15 protein-coding genes are annotated in these 15,181 nt (G+C 71.6%); 7 read left to right on the forward strand and 8 right to left on the reverse strand.

What is annotated here, in order from left to right:
* The first annotated feature begins 114 nt into the window (after positions 1-114).
* Both ASE68_RS19385 and ASE68_RS19390 read left to right on the forward strand, forming a co-directional pair.
* Entirely contained in the window at positions 115-783 is a 669-nt protein-coding gene (locus tag ASE68_RS19385; protein WP_055863303.1) for a response regulator transcription factor, read from the forward strand.
* Entirely contained in the window at positions 776-2,074 is a 1,299-nt protein-coding gene (locus tag ASE68_RS19390) for a HAMP domain-containing sensor histidine kinase (protein WP_055863304.1), read from the forward strand. Before ASE68_RS19385 ends, ASE68_RS19390 begins: the two co-directional genes overlap by 8 nt.
* Here the strand turns inward: ASE68_RS19390 and ASE68_RS19395 are convergent.
* Positions 2,014-3,519 carry a permease prefix domain 1-containing protein gene (locus tag ASE68_RS19395; RefSeq protein WP_235481307.1) on the reverse strand — a complete coding sequence of 502 codons (1,506 nt, stop codon included), beginning with the start codon at positions 3,517-3,519 and terminating at the stop codon, positions 2,014-2,016. The two genes, ASE68_RS19390 and ASE68_RS19395, sit on opposite strands and share 61 nt — an antisense overlap.
* A 1-nt stretch (position 3,520) precedes the next feature.
* Positions 3,521-3,886, reverse strand: a complete 366-nt coding sequence (locus ASE68_RS19400; protein WP_055863306.1) for a PadR family transcriptional regulator — start codon at positions 3,884-3,886, stop codon at positions 3,521-3,523.
* Between the two features lie 302 nt (positions 3,887-4,188).
* On the opposite strand from ASE68_RS19400, the gene aceA reads away from it, so the two are divergent.
* From aceA to ASE68_RS19420, 4 genes are all read left to right on the forward strand, one after another.
* Positions 4,189-5,523, forward strand: coding sequence for an isocitrate lyase (gene aceA, locus ASE68_RS19405; RefSeq protein WP_055863308.1), 1,335 nt, complete (start codon positions 4,189-4,191; stop codon positions 5,521-5,523).
* 104 nt (positions 5,524-5,627) lie between these two features.
* On the forward strand, positions 5,628-7,340 hold the full coding sequence (gene aceB, locus ASE68_RS19410) for a malate synthase A (RefSeq protein ID WP_235481309.1): 1,713 nt from the start codon (positions 5,628-5,630) through the stop codon (positions 7,338-7,340).
* A gap of 201 nt (positions 7,341-7,541) precedes the next feature.
* Positions 7,542-8,054 (forward strand): hypothetical protein, encoded by a 513-nt coding sequence (locus tag ASE68_RS19415; protein WP_055863310.1) that lies wholly within the window; start codon positions 7,542-7,544, stop codon positions 8,052-8,054.
* 88 nt (positions 8,055-8,142) lie between these two features.
* The gene (locus ASE68_RS19420) at positions 8,143-8,718 is read left to right on the forward strand and encodes a GNAT family N-acetyltransferase (RefSeq protein WP_055863460.1); all 576 of its coding nucleotides are present in this window, start codon (positions 8,143-8,145) and stop codon (positions 8,716-8,718) included.
* Here the strand turns inward: ASE68_RS19420 and ASE68_RS19425 are convergent.
* Positions 8,715-10,127 carry a deoxyribodipyrimidine photo-lyase gene (locus ASE68_RS19425; RefSeq protein ID WP_055863312.1) on the reverse strand — a complete coding sequence of 471 codons (1,413 nt, stop codon included), beginning with the start codon at positions 10,125-10,127 and terminating at the stop codon, positions 8,715-8,717. The two genes, ASE68_RS19420 and ASE68_RS19425, sit on opposite strands and share 4 nt — an antisense overlap.
* A gap of 109 nt (positions 10,128-10,236) precedes the next feature.
* Positions 10,237-11,769, reverse strand: a complete 1,533-nt coding sequence (locus ASE68_RS19430; RefSeq protein WP_055863314.1) for an MFS transporter — start codon at positions 11,767-11,769, stop codon at positions 10,237-10,239.
* Positions 11,770-11,825: 56 nt separating this feature from the next.
* On the opposite strand from ASE68_RS19430, the gene ASE68_RS19435 reads away from it, so the two are divergent.
* Entirely contained in the window at positions 11,826-12,785 is a 960-nt protein-coding gene (locus ASE68_RS19435; protein ID WP_055863316.1) for a DUF5937 family protein, read from the forward strand.
* Positions 12,786-12,865: 80 nt separating this feature from the next.
* Here the strand turns inward: ASE68_RS19435 and ASE68_RS19440 are convergent, their stop codons facing one another.
* The 4 genes from ASE68_RS19440 to ASE68_RS19455 all read right to left on the reverse strand — a co-directional run bounded on the left by ASE68_RS19440 (position 12,866) and on the right by ASE68_RS19455 (position 15,160).
* The gene (locus tag ASE68_RS19440) at positions 12,866-13,207 is read right to left on the reverse strand and encodes a YciI family protein (RefSeq protein ID WP_055863318.1); all 342 of its coding nucleotides are present in this window, start codon (positions 13,205-13,207) and stop codon (positions 12,866-12,868) included.
* Positions 13,208-13,226: 19 nt separating this feature from the next.
* Positions 13,227-13,631 (reverse strand): DUF1801 domain-containing protein, encoded by a 405-nt coding sequence (locus ASE68_RS19445; RefSeq protein WP_055863320.1) that lies wholly within the window; start codon positions 13,629-13,631, stop codon positions 13,227-13,229.
* 9 nt (positions 13,632-13,640) lie between these two features.
* Positions 13,641-14,054 (reverse strand): hypothetical protein, encoded by a 414-nt coding sequence (locus tag ASE68_RS19450; protein ID WP_235481311.1) that lies wholly within the window; start codon positions 14,052-14,054, stop codon positions 13,641-13,643.
* Between the two features lie 131 nt (positions 14,055-14,185).
* Complete coding sequence (locus tag ASE68_RS19455) at positions 14,186-15,160, reverse strand: NADP-dependent oxidoreductase (protein ID WP_055863322.1); 975 nt, start codon at positions 15,158-15,160, stop codon at positions 14,186-14,188.
* Positions 15,161-15,181: the final 21 nt, after the last annotated feature.

Below are 15,181 nucleotides of genomic sequence, written 5' to 3' on the forward strand. Positions count from 1 at the left end.
ACCCAGCTCACTCCCGGCGCGGTTGCCGCGGGGTAAAGCGGAGACTTGACGATTTCCTTATGGTCGACGGGATTGACTGGGAGACTCGGATGCTGCAATCGAACGGAGTGGGACATGCGCGTGCTGATCGTCGAGGACGAGCCGTACCTCGCCGAGGCCGTGCGCGCCGGGCTGGCACTCGAGGCCATCGCAGCGGATGTCGCCGCCGACGGCGAAGCCGCCCTCTTCAGCATCGATGTCAACGACTACGACGTCGTGCTGCTCGACCGAGACCTGCCGGGCATGCACGGCGACGAGGTCTGCCGCATCCTCGCCGCCCGCGAGGAACGGCCCGCCGTCCTCATGCTCACCGCCGCCCGCAGGCTCGGAGACAAGGTCGGCGGCTTCGAGCTCGGTGCCGACGACTACCTCGCGAAGCCGTTCGAGTTCCCCGAGCTCGTGGCACGCGTGCGGGCGCTCGGCCGGCGCCGGTTCACCGCATTGCCGCCGCAGCTCGAGGCCGCCGGCGTCGTGCTCGATCCGTTCCGCCGCGAGGTCCTCCGCGACGGGAGGTTCGTGCACCTGACCCGGAAGGAGTTCTCGGTGCTCGAGGTGCTCATGCGCGCCGGCGGGGGAGTCGTGAGCGCCGAGACGCTGCTCGAGAAGGCGTGGGACGAGAATGCCAACCCGTTCACGAACTCGGTGAAGGTGACGATCTCGACGCTCCGGCGCAAGCTCGGCGAGCCGTGGATGATTCGCACCGTGCCGGGCGCGGGCTACGCGATCGATGCTGCCGATGACTGAGCCCGGGACATCCGTTCCCCGCACCTACCGGCTGACCGTGCGAGCGCGTCTCGCGGTGACGTACGCGGTGCTGCTGACCGTCGCCGGCGCCGTGCTGCTCGCGATCGTCGCGTTCGTCATCGGCCTCGTGCCGAGCTACGAGTTCGCCGAACCGGCCGCCACGACGACGACGGCGACCGAGGTGACGCCCACCGATGCGATCCCCGCCCAGTCGACGCCCCCGTCCGACTCGCCGGAGGTCGCCTACGACCCCGGGCTGCTCGCCTCGACGGCGAGCGAGGCGGCGGTGGTCGTGAGTTCGCGTTCCGACATCCTGCAGCTGCTGCTCTGGGTGTCCGTCGGGGCGCTCGTGCTGCTCGCCGCGGGCGGCGCATGGGCGGGCTGGTTCGTCGCCGGTCGCATGCTCCGGCCGCTGCAGGAGGTCAACGAGGCAGCGCATCGAGCTGCGCGCGGCCACCTCGACCACCGCATCGCGCTCGCCGGACCGCGTGACGAGATCACCGACCTCGCCGACACCTTCGACGGCATGCTCGACTCGCTCGAGCGCTCGGCGAACGCCGATCGCCGCTTCGCCGCGAACGCCTCGCACGAGTTGCGAACGCCGCTCGCCACGACGCGCACGATGCTCGACGTGGCCTTGAGCTCGCAGGCCGCCGGCGACGTGCAACTGCTCGAACGGCTGCGGGAGATGAACGAGCGCAGCATCGCGACCGTCGAGGCGCTGCTCGACCTCTCGGAGCTCGAGTCGACCGACGCCGGCGTGTTCGGCCCCGTGGATCTCGCCGCGCTCGCGGCCTCCGTCGTCGATGAGTCGCGTGTCGAGGCCGAGGAGGCGGGGGTGCGCCTGACGGCGTCGGCGTCGGCTGCGCCGGTGCTCGTCGAGGGCGATGAGGTGCTGCTGCGCCAGCTCGTCGTGAACCTCGTGCAGAACGCGATCCGCCACAACGAGCCGGGCGGTTTCGTGACCGTGACGACGGATGCCGCGGGGCCGCTGCCGATCCTCGAGGTCGCGAACAGCGGGGCCGAGCTCGATGCCGCGACCGTCGCCGAGCTCACCGCGCCGTTCCATCGCGGACGCGGGCGCACCAGTGCCGCCGCCCAGCGAGGCCGGGGTCTCGGCCTGTCGATCGTCGCGGCGATCGCCGAGCGCCACGGGGCCGGCCTGCACCTGGTGCCCCGAGCGGACGGCGGGCTCCGCGTCGCCGTGCGGTTCCCGCGTGACGCCGTCGCTCAGGCGAAGTCGAAGACGGGCGGGAACACCAGCACCAGCACGGCCGCCCAGGCGAGGTAGACCGGAAGGTACCCCGTCTGCCAGCGCTCGAGTCGGTCGAACGGCTCGCGCCCGCGAAGGAATCCGAGCTGCAGCCAGGCGGCCCAGGCGAGGTTCACGAGCAGGATCAGGTTGAGCCCGAGCGATGCGGTCTTGTTCGGGCTGAAGCCGAACTCACCCGTGCGCCCGACCATCGCGACGAGCACGAACACGTCGACCACGAGCGCCGCGACGAGCATCACGAGCTGGATGCGGTCGAACCATCCGGGCCGTTGCAGCGGATCGCGCGACGAGTACGAGTAGACGAGCAGCCCGAGCACCACGACGAGCACGAGGTCGAACGCGATGAGGAGCTCGCGGTCGGCGTCGACGATGTTCCACTGCAGCACCGCGGCCACGACGAGGGCGATCAGCATGATCGTGAAGAGCGGGGTGAAGACCTTCGTGAGCACGGGCGCGATGTTCTCGATCACGCGCTGCTTGGCGTCGACGAGCCAGGCTGCGACGAGCACGGCCCCCGGGATCGCGCACGGCAGCACCCATTGGCCGAAGAACCACGCGACGTCGACGTCGATCGTCGAGAACACGCCGATCGTGAGCGCCGACAGGGCCCCGCCGACGAGGGCGATGAGCACGTAGTACACGAGCCACTCGCCGCTGAACCGCACGAAGTCCATGCGGGCATCACTGCTGCGCCACCGGCCGGCCGAGTAGACCACGCCCGTCATGAGCCAGAGGGCGACGGCGGCGCCGAGGGACGCGAGCAGTTCGGTGTCGGCGACCGCGCCGCCGAACGCCTGCACAGCGCTCAGGGAGGCCCACGGGAAGACGTTCAGCACCACGCCCACGAGCACGAACGTGCCCGCGACGGCCAGCACCGCGGCCATCGGCGGACGGTGACGCCACACGAACCACGCGGCGAGGAACGGCAGCACGAGCAGCGTGGCGTTCCGCAGGAAGAACGCGGGGTCGGCTCCGACGAGCGTCGCCGACGTGACGACGAGGCCGGCACCGACGCCCAGCGCGAGCGCGACGGCGAGCCCGTTCGCGCGCTTCCAGAACGGCGCGCGCCCGCCTGCGGCATCCGCTCGGTCGAGGGCGTCGGATGTCGCCGCGCGCGCGCCGGGGTCCGCTGCGCCGGGCTCGGCCTCGCCGTCGAGCACGAGCTGCTTCCACAGCCGTTCGGAGTGCACGCGGGCGTACTCGTGCGAGAGTTCGTCGACCGCGCCGAGGCGCTTCACCGCAACGAGGAAGGCCTCGTCGTCGTGGAGTCCGACCTCGCGCAGCGCGTCGACGCGGTCGAGCAGGTGGCTCTCGAGCTCGTCGAGGTCGGCGCGGTTCACGGCGTCGTGACGCTGCATCCACGCGCGCCAGGAGGCGACGAGTGCGCCGAGCTCGTCGGGGGCGCCTGGCCCGTGGCCGCCGGCCGGAGTCGGGGCCGCCGGGCGCGGGGTCTCGGGCGCCATGTCAGACCTCCCCGAAGGCCAGGCGCATGCGCGGGCCGCCGTCGTCGGGCCAGACCTTGCTCAGCACCTCGCCGACGACCGACCACTGACGGCGCTGCTCGGTGAGCACGCCGGCGCCCTGCTCGGTCAGACGGTAGTGCTTGCGGGGGCGGCCGGTGTCGGACTGGCGCCACTCGGCGTGCACATGGCCGAGCCGCTCGAGGCGGTGCAGCAGGGGGTAGAGCATGCCGTCGCTCCATTCGAGCTCGCCGCCCGAGAGCGCGGTGATGCGTTGGAGGATCGCGTAGCCGTACGACTCGCCCTCGGCCAGGATGCCGAGCACGACCGGGGTCGCGGCCGCCGCGACGAGGTCTTTGCCGATGCGCATGGGTGACTCATCTCGCTTCATACCTTGCAGCTCAAGGTATCTGGATCAGCAATATACCTCGCAGTGCGAGGTATCGCCACCCGACCGGGCGGCGAACATTCCGCGGCGCAGAACTTCCGCGGAAGTTCACCCCCCGAATCGACGGTCGGGGTGGCCCGACCGACCGCAGAGTGGATGCACAGCCACCCCGGACGGCGCCGAAGCAGACGCCGAACGGAGCACCACGAGACATCCGCCCGCTTCACCGAAGCGGTACCGAGCGGTACCGAGCCGCACCGAAGCAGCACCGAAGGAGCACGACGATGAGCACCAACCGACCCGGCGACCAGATCCAGACCGCAGCCGAGCTGCAGCTCGAGTGGGACGCGAACCCGCGTTGGGAGGGCGTCAGCCGCGACTACACCGCCGAGGACGTCGTCGCCCTGCGCGGCCCGGTGCGCGAGGAGCGCACGCTCGCCAAGCGCGGCGCCGAGCGCCTGTGGGACGACATCCGGAAGAACACCGGCACCGCCTTCGCACCCATGGAGCAGCCCGAGTGGTCGGCCGCGCTCGGCGCCCTCACCGGCAACCAGGCCGTGCAGCAGGTGCGCGCCGGCCTCAAGGCGATCTACCTGAGCGGCTGGCAGGTCGCGGCCGACGCGAACCTCAGCGGCCAGACCTACCCCGACCAGTCGCTCTACCCCGCGAACTCGGTGCCGGCCGTCGTGCGCCGCATCAACAACGCGCTGCTGCGCACCGGCCAGATCGAGCAGGGCACCGAGGCCCAGACCGGCATCACCGACTGGATGGCGCCGATCGTCGCCGACGCCGAGGCCGGCTTCGGCGGCCCGCTGAACGCCTACGAGCTCATGCACCAGATGATCGAGGCCGGCGCCGCGGGCGTGCACTGGGAGGACCAGCTCGCCAGCGAGAAGAAGTGCGGCCACATGGGCGGCAAGGTGCTGATCCCGACGAGCCAGCACATCCGCACGATCAACGCGGCCCGTCTGGCGGCGGATGTCGCGGGCGTGCCGTCGATCATCATCGCCCGCACCGACGCGCTCGCCGCGACCCTGCTCACGAGCGACCACGACGAGCGCGACAAGCCGTTCGTGACGGGTGAGCGCACCGCGGAGGGCTTCTACGAGGTGCAGAACGGCATCGAGCCGGTCATCGCCCGTGGCCTCGCGTACGCCGAGTACGCCGACCTGCTCTGGGTCGAGTCGGCCGAGCCCGACCTCGACCTCGCGCGTCGATTCGCCGAGGCCGTGCACGCGAAGTTCCCGGGCAAGCGCCTGAGCTACAACTGCTCGCCCTCGTTCAACTGGAAACGCCACCTCGACGACGACCAGATCGCGAAGTTCCAGCGCGAGCTCGCCTCGATGGGCTACGCGTTCCAGTTCATCACCCTCGCGGGCTTCCACGCCCTCAACCACTCCATGTTCACGCTCGCGAAGGACTACAACGAGCGGCACATGAGCGCATACGTCGAACTCCAGGAGGCGGAATTCGCCTCGGAGGCATCCGGGTACACCGCCACGCGCCACCAGCGCGAGGTCGGCACCGGCTACTTCGACCAGATCGCCACGGCGCTGAACCCCAACAGCGCGACGCTCGCCCTCGTCGGATCGACCGAGGAAGACCAGTTCGCTCACTGACCCTCTCGCCGGTCGAGTAGGCGCCCGCGCCGTATCGAGACCACACGCAGGGTCTCGATACGCGCTCCGCGCTACTCGACCGCCGAACCGAAGGAGACATCATCATGAACACGACCCCGACCATGACCCTCGAGCGCGAGCGAGCGGATGCCGCATCCGCACGTCGCCCCGAACCGAAGCCCGCGACCGGCAGCTTCCAGACCGTCGAGCCCCGCCTCGAGGTCGCGCCGGCCGGCGCGACCGGCGGCGAGCTCGTCGCCCGCTACGGCGAGATCCTCACGCCGGAGGCGCTCGCGTTCCTCGCCGCGCTGCACGATCGGTTCGCCGGAACGCGTCACGAGCTGCTCGCCGAGCGCCTGCAGACCCGCGTCGATGCCGCGAACGGACGCGACCCGCGCTTCATGCCCGAGACGGCATGGATCCGCGACGACTCGGCATGGCGCGTCGCGGGCCCCGGCCCCGGCCTCGAGGACCGTCGTGTCGAGATCACCGGCCCGACCGATCGCAAGATGGCGATCAACGCGTTGAACTCGGGCGCGAAGGTCTGGCTCGCCGACCAGGAGGATGCCACGAGCCCCACCTGGACGAACGTCATCGAGGGCCAGCTGACCCTGTTCGACTTCCTGCGCGGCGACCTCGAGTACACGAGCCCCGAGGGCAAGGCGTACCGGGTCACGGCCGAGCAGACCCCGACGATCGTGATGCGCCCGCGCGGCTGGCACCTCGTCGAGAAGCACCTGACGTTCCACGACCGGGCGGGGCGCGCCATGGCCGCGTCGGGGTCGCTCGTGGACTTCGGGCTGTACTTCTTCCACAACGCGCAGGCGCTCATCGCGGCCGGTCGCGGGCCGTACTTCTACCTGCCGAAGCTCGAGTCGCACCGCGAGGCGAAGCTCTGGAACGACATCTTCGTCTTCGCGCAGCGCGAGCTCGGCATCCCGCAGGGCACGATCCGCGCGACCGTGCTCATCGAGACGATCCAGGCCGCGTTCCAGATGGACGAGATCCTCTACGAGCTGCGCGAGCACTGCGCGGGCCTCAACGCCGGCCGCTGGGACTACATCTTCTCGATCGTGAAAACGTTCCGCTCGCGCGGCCGCCGCTGGGTCTTCCCCGACCGCAAGGCGATCACCATGACGGTGCCGTTCATGCGGGCCTACACCGAACTGCTCGTGCAGACGTGCCACAAGCGCGGGGCACATGCGATCGGCGGCATGAGCGCGTTCATCCCGAACCGCCGCGACCCCGAGGTCACCGAGCGGGCACTCGCCGCCGTGACGGCCGACAAGCGGCGTGAGGCCGGCGACGGCTTCGACGGCACCTGGGTCGCGCACCCCGACCTGATCCCCACCGCCCGTGCGGAGTTCGACGCCGTGCTCGGCGACCGGCCGAACCAGGTCGACCGCCTGCGCGACGACGTCGAGGTGACGGCAGCCGACCTGCTCGACATCCCCTCGATCGGCGGAGAGGTGACCGAGGCCGGCGTGCGCGACAACGTCTCGATCGCCATCCGCTACATCGAGTCGTGGCTGCGCGGCACGGGTGCCGCGGCCATCGACAACCTCATGGAGGATGCCGCGACGGCAGAGATCTCGCGCTCGCAGATCTGGCAGTGGCTCGACAACAACACCGTCACCGCCGAGGGCACGCGCATCGACCAGACGTCGATCGTGCGCCTCATGGCCGAGGCCGTCGCGGCCCTGCCGCGGTTCGAGGGCGACCGGTTCGACGACGCGATCTCGGTGTTCCGCACCGTGGCGCTCGAGCCCGAGTTCCCGACGTTCCTCACGGTGGGGGCGTACGCCAGGTTCCTCTGACACCGGCAGCCCGAGTCTCGATGGGCCGCGTCGACCGCATCCGGCGATCCCGGAAGGTGCAACGGTCGGCGCGGCCCTCTCTCGGCACCGGTCAGGGGGCGGGTTCAGTCGGGTTCCGGCCGTGTCGCAACCGGCTGTTATGCTGACGCCCGCTCAGACCGCGGTAGCGTCGGCTACTCGTCCCCACACCCCTGGAGTCCCATGCCATCGCTGCGTTCCACCGCCTTCGCCCCCGCAGTCCTCGCGGTCCTCCTCCTGTCGGGTTGCGCCGCCGGGGCGACGACGGCGGCCGAGACCGGCGAGCCCGCGCCGAAGCCGACCGAGGCGGCCGAGGCGCCGGCGACCGCGCCGGCGGAGGGCGCGACCGAGCAGAGCGTCGAGGAGGCGTGCGCGTTGCTCGCGACGGGGGTGCAGCCCTTCGTGGAGATGTCGTCCGACGGCCAGGACGCGACGGCGAAGGCGGCGCAGGATCCGCAGGGAACGATCGCCAAGATCCGGGGCGTCGCCGACACGTTCTCGGCGAGCGTGGATCAGGTGACGAACCCCGAGGTCCTACCGGTCGCCACCACCGCGAGTGCCGCACTGGACTCGTACGCCGATGCCCTCGACGCGATCATCGCCGACCCGCTCAACGCGGATGTCGCGGGGGTGGCGCAGGAGCAGGCGCAGTCCATCGGCCAGGCCTTCTCGGCGATCGGCGACGTCTGCAGCTGACCGGCGCATCGCGCGAGATGCTCGGAGAGCCCCGCGCCGTCACACGAGCGTGGCGACATCCGTCGGCCGCCTGCGAGAATGGCGAATCGTGACCCGAACCACGATTCGCCAGGCCAGGCCGACGGATGCCGCGGCGCTCGCCGAGCTCGCAGCCGAGACGTTCCCGCTCGCCTGCCCGCCCTCGACCACCGCCGAGGCGATCGCCGAGTTCATCGCCGCGAACTTCACGGTCGAGCGCTTCACTGAATACCTGGCCGACGCGGACCGGATCCTCGTCGTCGCCGAGGCCGGCATCGTCGACGACGACTCGGGCACGGGCGAACTCGTCGGCTACACGATGCTCATCGCGGGCGATCCGACCGATGCGGATGTCGCGGCCGCCGTCACGACGCGGCCCACCATCGAGCTCAGCAAGTTCTACACACGCAAGGTGCTGCACGGAACGGGCTCGGTCGCCGGGCCGCTCATGACCGGCACGCTCGAGGCCGCCGAGGCGACCGGTGTCGCCGCCGTCTGGCTGGGCGTCAACGAGGAGAACGAGCGGGCGATCCGCTTCTACGAGAAGCACGGGTTCGTGAAGTCGGGCCGCAAGCACTTCCGGCTCGGCGACCGCGACGAGGACGACTGGGTGCTCGTGCGCCCGGCGGCCGCGACCCCCGCCTAGCCCTCGGCGCGGGCACCGCGCACGACCCGGTACGCCGCCAGGGCGGCCTCGCGGGACTCGCCGAGATCCACGATCGGCTCGGGGTACTCCTCGGAGTCGACCTCTGGCACCCACCGCCGCACGTACGCCCCGTCGCGGTCGAACTTCGTCGCCTGCAGCAGTGGATTGAACACGCGGAAGTAGGGCGCGGCATCCGCCCCTGAACCGGCGACCCACTGCCAGTTGAACGGGTTCGAGGCGGCGTCGGCGTCGACGAGCGTGTCCCAGAACCACTGCTCGCCCCTGCGCCAGTCGATGAGCAGGTTCTTCGTGAGGAACGACGCCGTGACCATGCGCGCCCGGTTGTGCATGCTGCCGGTGCGCCAGAGCTCGCGCATGCCCGCGTCGACGAGCGGCACGCCCGTGCGACCCTGCTCCCACGCCCGCAGTGCCGAGGGGTGCAGCCGCGGCCACGGGAACGCGTCGAACTCGGATCGCCAGTTGCGGGTCGCGAGGTCGGGGGCGTGGAACAGCACGTGCCAGGCGAACTCGCGCCAGCCGAGCTCGGCGAGGAACCGCCCGCGGCTGCTCGCCTCGCCCCGAGGGTCGGCGGAACGGCGCTCGCGCACCGCGTTCCAGACCTCGAACGGGCTGATCTCGCCCCAGCGCAGGTGCGGCGAGAGGCGAGAGGTCGCATCGATCGCCGGGCGGTCGCGATCGTCGTCGTAGTCGCCGAGCCGCTCGTCGAGGAACGTCGCGAGCCGGTCGTGCGCGGCGGCCGAGCCCGGGGTCCAGGTCTCGCGGAGGCCCGCCGCCCAGTCGGGGCCGGTCGGCAACAGCTGCCATGACGCGAGGTCGTCGGTCGCGACATCCGCTCGTTGGCGACCTCCGCTTTCGCGGCCCCGGGCGTCGAGGCGCTCAGGAGCGGGCAGCGGATGCCGCGGCTCGGGCGCCGCGAGGCAGGCGCGCCAGAACGGGGTGAACACCGAGTAGGGCGTGCCCTGCCCGGTGCGGATCGTCCACGGCTCGAACAGGAGGTTCGCGTTGAAGCTGCGCACCTCGAGTCCGTCGTCGGTGAGGGCGCTCTTCAGCTCGGTGTCGAGTTCGCGCTCGGGGCCGCCGTAGCGGCGGTTCCAGAAGACGGCATCGGCGCCGGTCTCGTCGACGAGCGAGCGGATGACGCGGCCGGCCGGCCCGCGGCGCAGCACGAGCGTGGCGTCGAGGGCGTCGAGGTCGGCGCGCAGGGCCTCGAGCGAGCCGTGCAGCCACCACCGGGCGGCCCCGCCGAGCGGGCGGATGCCCGGGGACTCCTCGTCGAGCACGAACACGCAGACGACGGGCGCGCCGCGTTCGGCGGCCGCCGCGAGCGCCGGGTGGTCTCCGACCCGCAGGTCGTCGCGGAACCACACGATCGTCGGGGCAGCGGGCATGCGCCCGACGATACCGGGCGCGCCTGCGCACGGCGCCGAGAGGACGGGATTCGGCCGTGCGTGCGCGGCCCGCACCGCCGAATCCCGTCTGCTCGAGCGGGCGCCCGGGTCAGGCGGTCACACGTTCGGCCCGACTCGCCGCCGACCGCGCGAGCGCCCAGGTGCCGAGTCCCGACGCGAGGAAGACCACCGCCAGGATCGCCCACCCGGCCAGGCCCATGTTGATCGCCGTGGCCGTGACCACGGCGGGCGCGAGCGTCGCGCCGATCGAGTAGCCCATCGAGTACACGCCCTGGTAGGTGCCCGCCTGCACGGGGTCGGCGAGCTCGAAGCTGAGCCCCCAGCCGCCGGCCTGCGAGAGCACCTCGGCGAACGCGTGCGTGATCGAGGCGAGCACGATGAACACGACCGAGAACCACACCGGGAGGCCCGCGGCCGCGGCGTAGACGAGGCAGGTCGCCGCCATGAGCCACGCGGCGATCGCCGACACGCGTCCCGCCCGGCGCAGGTCGTGGGTGCCGCGCGAGAGCGGCACCTGGAACAGTACGACGATGGTCGTGTTGATGATCAGCACCGCAGACACGAGCACGGCCGAGGCGTCCGTCTCGTGCGCGATCCACAACGGCACGCCGATCTCGGCGACGCCGAACTGCATGCCGAAGATCGCACTGAGTCCGGTGAGGGCGAGGTACCGGGGGTCGCGCCACGGCGAGTGCGCGAAGCGGCCGCCACGACGACGAGCAGCGCGAGCGGATGCCGCCGGGCGGGCGGCGTTCGAACCGCGGCCGTCCGCGGCATCCGCCCGACCTGCAGCATCGCCGTCGCCCTCGGCGTCGTCGCCCTCGTCGCCGACCCCGTCGCCCGTCGCCGCCGCTTCGACGGCACCGGTGACCGGCGGCGCAGCGCGTGGCGCGTCGACGCTCGCGGGAAGCTTCACGAGCCGCACCAGGGCGAGCAGGTAGAGTGCGCCCGCGGCGACGAGCAGGATCCGATAGGCCTCCGCTGTGCCGATCGCGAGGGCCAGCGCCCCGAGCCCCGAGCCGACGGCGATCGACACGTTCGTGACCGTGCGCAGCACCGCCCGGGCGTGCACGCGCTGCTCGGGCTCGAAGGCCCGCGCGAGGATCGCCATGCGCGTGGAGTTCGCACCCTGGCCGAAGGCCCCGACGACCACCGCGACCACGAGTGCCGACACGAAGTCGCCGGTCGCGGCGTAGCAGAGCAGTCCGAGGCCCTCGAGCGTGGTGAACACGAGCAGCACGCGACGTGCGCTCATGCGGTCGGCCAGCCATCCGCCCGCGAGCGACGCGACGATGCCGGCCGCGCTGGCCGCGCCGAGCACGATCGCGATCTCGTGTGCGGGCAGCCCCACGATGAGCGTGAAGTAGAGCACCGTGATGGTGATGAAGATGCCGCGTCCGACGCGGCTGATGAGGGTCGCCGTCACGAGGATCCCGAGCACCGGGTCGGAGACGGATGCCGCGATGCGCGTGGCGAGCCCCGGCTTGCCCGTGCCGCCGGATCGCCCCGCCGGCCCCGCCTTCGCCGCGGCATCCGCCTCGTCGACGCTCGTGGCGGCGGCCTCGAGGTCGGGTTCGATGACAGGGAGTGACGAGGTGTCTGGACTGGAGGTAGGGCTCACAGGAACGATCCTGCAGACTGCGGTGGCCTCGTGAAATCGATGTAGCGTAGTGCTACATGTTGCGGTACGTGCTGAACGAGGACGACGTCGGGGCCGTGCGCTTCGCGCTGTCGCCGCTGTGCGAACTCGGGCTGTCGTTGCGCGCCATCCGGGAGCCGGCGAGGTTCCCGTTGCAGCTCGGCTGGCTGCGCCGCACCGAGGAGGCCCGCGACCGGCTCGACATGCGCGTGCTCGGGGCGCTCATCGACGAGCGCATGTGGACGCCCGACTTCCTGAACCCCCGCCCCGCCTCGCCGCTCACCCGCCTCGAAGACGAGTTCCGCGTGCTCGCCGCGACGCCGCCCGACGTGTTCCGCAGCGATCTCGTCGCCGTGCACGGGTTCGTGCCCGACGTGCTCGCCGGGTCGACGAGCCAGGCGCTGCGCCGCATCATCCGCGCGCTGCGACAGCTCTGGGAGACCTGCTTCGAGCCGTACTGGCCGCGCATGCGGGCGGTGCTCGAGGCCGACGTCGTCTACCGCGGGCGCCAGATCGCGCAGGCCGGCGTCGCGAGCATGCTGAACGGCCTCTCGCCGCGCATCGCCTACGACCACGGCGTGGTCTCGGTGCGGCTGGCCGACCCGAACGACCGCACGATCGCGATCGACGGCAACGGCCTCACCCTCATGCCCACGATGTTCACGCGCCGCGCCTCGGCGCCCGTCGGAGACGGCCCGCCGATGATCCTCTACTCCGCCAGGGGACAGGGCGCCCTCTGGGAGGCCGAGCCGGTCGCCAATCCCGCAGCCGTGGCCGCCGTGCTCGGCGAGGCGCGCGCGAGTCTGCTCGCCGCCCTCGGCGACCCCGCGTCATCCACCGAGCTCGGCGTGCGCTTCGGCGTCAGCGCCTCTGCCGTGAACCAGCACCTGCGCGTGCTCCGCGACGCGGGCCTGCTCGTCAGCACCCGCTACGGCCGCAGCGTGCTCTACCTGCGCAGCGAACTCGGCTCGGCCCTGCTCGAGTCGCGCTCGGGCTGAGGCCGGTGTCGGGCCGATGCTCCTGCCCGACACCTCGTCGCCGGAGGTCGTGGAATCGGCCGCGCCGACCCGCGCGGTCGTCAGCTCTCGGGGTCGTACATGAACTCCCGCACCTCCTGCGCGCAGCGGCAGGCGGTCGCGATCCTGGCGGCCCACTCGAGGGCGGCCTCGCGGGTGGGGAGGTCCAGCACGGTGAAGCCGCCGTCGAACTGCCTGGTCTGCGGATACGTGCCCTCGGTGACCGTTCCATCGCCGTCGACCATGACCGGCGCAACGCCCTCGTCGATGGCGCCCCCGAACACCCAGACGCCGGCGTCCTTCGCGTGCTGCACGACCGCGTGCGCGGCGTCCGCCACAGCCGGCAGCTCGCCGGCGGAGACGATCATGGCGCTGCTCGGGAACGAGATCAGGTACTTCGTCATCGTGCTGACTCCTCGTCGTTCATCGGTTCGAGCCGCCCTCCGCCAACCAGGCGCGGATGACGGTGACGATCGCATCGCGCCCGCCGGCGAGTTCGTCGGCGGGCGGCAGCGTGAGGCTGGCCCGGATGTCGGAGTGCCAGGTCAGCAGCCCCGCCGGGTCGCCCCCGAAGGTCGACACGGCGCCCTTGTCTTCTGCACGCTCGGTGCCGAAATGCAGGATCAGCCGAACCGGGCCCCTGCCTGCGGCGTTGATCGTCAGCCGATCGATGCCGCCGAGCGTGTAGCTGGGCGAGTTCCACTTCACGATCTCGACGAGACCGGGCTCAGCCTCGCGCACGAGCGCCCGCAGCGCGTCGATGTCGGCTCGGCGCTCGGGCGACTGGGCGGCGAGAAACCCGTCGACCGTTTCGAATCGCGTGGGCATGCGGCGATGCTAGCGCTCGTCGAACTCGCGCCGCAGGTACTTCGGCGCCTGCAGGCGCCATCCCTCGGTCACGAGTTCGGCGAGGTGGTCGAGGTCGACGTCGGCCATGCGGAACGCGATCTTCGGCTCGCCCCACGGGGTCGTCGTGCGCAGGAACACGTCGGGCGCCATCTGCACGAGCGCGAGCGCGTCGACCGGGTCGGCGACCTTGACACCGACGACGAGCTCGGCCGCGACGATCGCGCGCACGTCGTCGGGGATGCTCGGCCAGGGGTGGCACTCCCACACGTAGAGCTTGTTGCGCACGAACCACGCGGCGCCGCCGGTGGTCGCGCGCTCCTCACTGCCTGGGAGCGTCTCGGCCGTGCGGCGCAGGTCGTCGAGGGTGGCCACGAGGGCGAGCATACGCAGCGCCACCGACACCCACCCACCCTTCCCTTTTCAGGACCACACCGGTCATACGTGCAATATGCAGCCATGACCGATGTGGTCCTGAAAAGGTGAACCGGAGCGCACGTCGGATGCCGCGGCATCCGCTCGCTCGAACCGAAGCCCTACTCGGGGTCGGGCGCGACGCGCAGCACGACCTTGCCGCGCACGTGCCCGCCTTCGACGAGGCGGTGCGCCTCGGCGCCGCGTTCGAGCGGCAGCTCGCGGTCGACGTGCACGCGCAGGGCGCCGTCGTCGACGAGGCGGGTGAGCACGGCGAGCGTGCGGGCGTCGGGGGAGCACGAGTACCCGGTGGCGCGGATGCCGCGGGCGGCCGCCTCGTCGGGCATGGACGGCCACGACCCGGTGGGCACGTTGACGATGAGCCCGCCGTGGCGGATCACGTCGAGGGATCGGGTGCCCGTGTCATCCTTCACGTTGCCGATGAGGTCGATGACGACGTCCTGCTCGCCGGCGACCTCTTCGAAGCGCTCGGTGCGGTAGTCGATGACGTGCTGGGCGCCGAGGCCCTGCACGAACCCGACGTTGTCGGTGCCGCACGTGGCCGTGACGTGCGCGCCGAAGTAGGCGGCGAGCTGCACCGCGAGGTGGCCGACGCCGCCGGCGCCGGCGTGCACGAGCACGCGTTGCCCGTCGTGCACTCGGGCGACGTCGACGATCGCGCCCCACGCGGTGAGCGCCGCGATCGGCAGCGCGGCGGCCTCGACGAAGCCGAGCGAGGCGGGCATCGGCGCCACGCTCATCGACGACACGGTGACGAACTCGGCGAAGCTGCCCGGCGTGCGCGGGGGGCGTGCGCTGCCGTAGACCCGGTCGCCGACGTGCAGCGGATGCGCCGCATACGGCACGTGCTCGACGACGCCGGCGAAGTCGTTGCCGAGCACCGCCGGGTATCCGGTGATGGCCGAGGAGGTGCCGCGTCCGGCCCGGGTCTTCACATCGATCGGGTTGACGCCGGCGGCGATCACGCGCACGACCACCTCGTCGCTGATGCGGGTCGGCCGGTCGACGTCGGCGAGGTGGAGTTCGTCGGCGTCGCCGGTGCGGTCGATCACCAGGGCGCGCATCGTGTCGGTCATGCGACCATCCTCCCGCGGTGG

Origin of the sequence: Agromyces sp. Leaf222 (genome assembly GCF_001421565.1) — a bacterium.
GTDB lineage: Bacteria > Actinomycetota > Actinomycetes > Actinomycetales > Microbacteriaceae > Agromyces.

Excerpts from the sequence above, each read along its gene's own strand:
- ASE68_RS19440 (WP_055863318.1), bottom strand. The coding sequence starts at position 13,207 with ATGACGAAGTACCTGATCTCGTTCCCGAGCAGCGCCATGATCGTCTCC.
- ASE68_RS19400 (WP_055863306.1), bottom strand. The coding sequence starts at position 3,886 with ATGCGCATCGGCAAAGACCTCGTCGCGGCGGCCGCGACCCCGGTCGTG.
- ASE68_RS19395 (WP_235481307.1), bottom strand. The coding sequence starts at position 3,519 with ATGGCGCCCGAGACCCCGCGCCCGGCGGCCCCGACTCCGGCCGGCGGC.
- ASE68_RS19415 (WP_055863310.1), top strand. The coding sequence starts at position 7,542 with ATGCCATCGCTGCGTTCCACCGCCTTCGCCCCCGCAGTCCTCGCGGTC.
- ASE68_RS19390 (WP_055863304.1), top strand. The coding sequence starts at position 776 with ATGACTGAGCCCGGGACATCCGTTCCCCGCACCTACCGGCTGACCGTG.
- ASE68_RS19455 (WP_055863322.1), bottom strand. The coding sequence starts at position 15,160 with ATGACCGACACGATGCGCGCCCTGGTGATCGACCGCACCGGCGACGCC.
- aceB (WP_235481309.1), top strand. The coding sequence starts at position 5,628 with ATGAACACGACCCCGACCATGACCCTCGAGCGCGAGCGAGCGGATGCC.
- ASE68_RS19435 (WP_055863316.1), top strand. The coding sequence starts at position 11,826 with ATGTTGCGGTACGTGCTGAACGAGGACGACGTCGGGGCCGTGCGCTTC.
- ASE68_RS19425 (WP_055863312.1), bottom strand. The coding sequence starts at position 10,127 with ATGCCCGCTGCCCCGACGATCGTGTGGTTCCGCGACGACCTGCGGGTC.
- ASE68_RS19385 (WP_055863303.1), top strand. The coding sequence starts at position 115 with ATGCGCGTGCTGATCGTCGAGGACGAGCCGTACCTCGCCGAGGCCGTG.
- ASE68_RS19445 (WP_055863320.1), bottom strand. The coding sequence starts at position 13,631 with ATGCCCACGCGATTCGAAACGGTCGACGGGTTTCTCGCCGCCCAGTCG.
- aceA (WP_055863308.1), top strand. The coding sequence starts at position 4,189 with ATGAGCACCAACCGACCCGGCGACCAGATCCAGACCGCAGCCGAGCTG.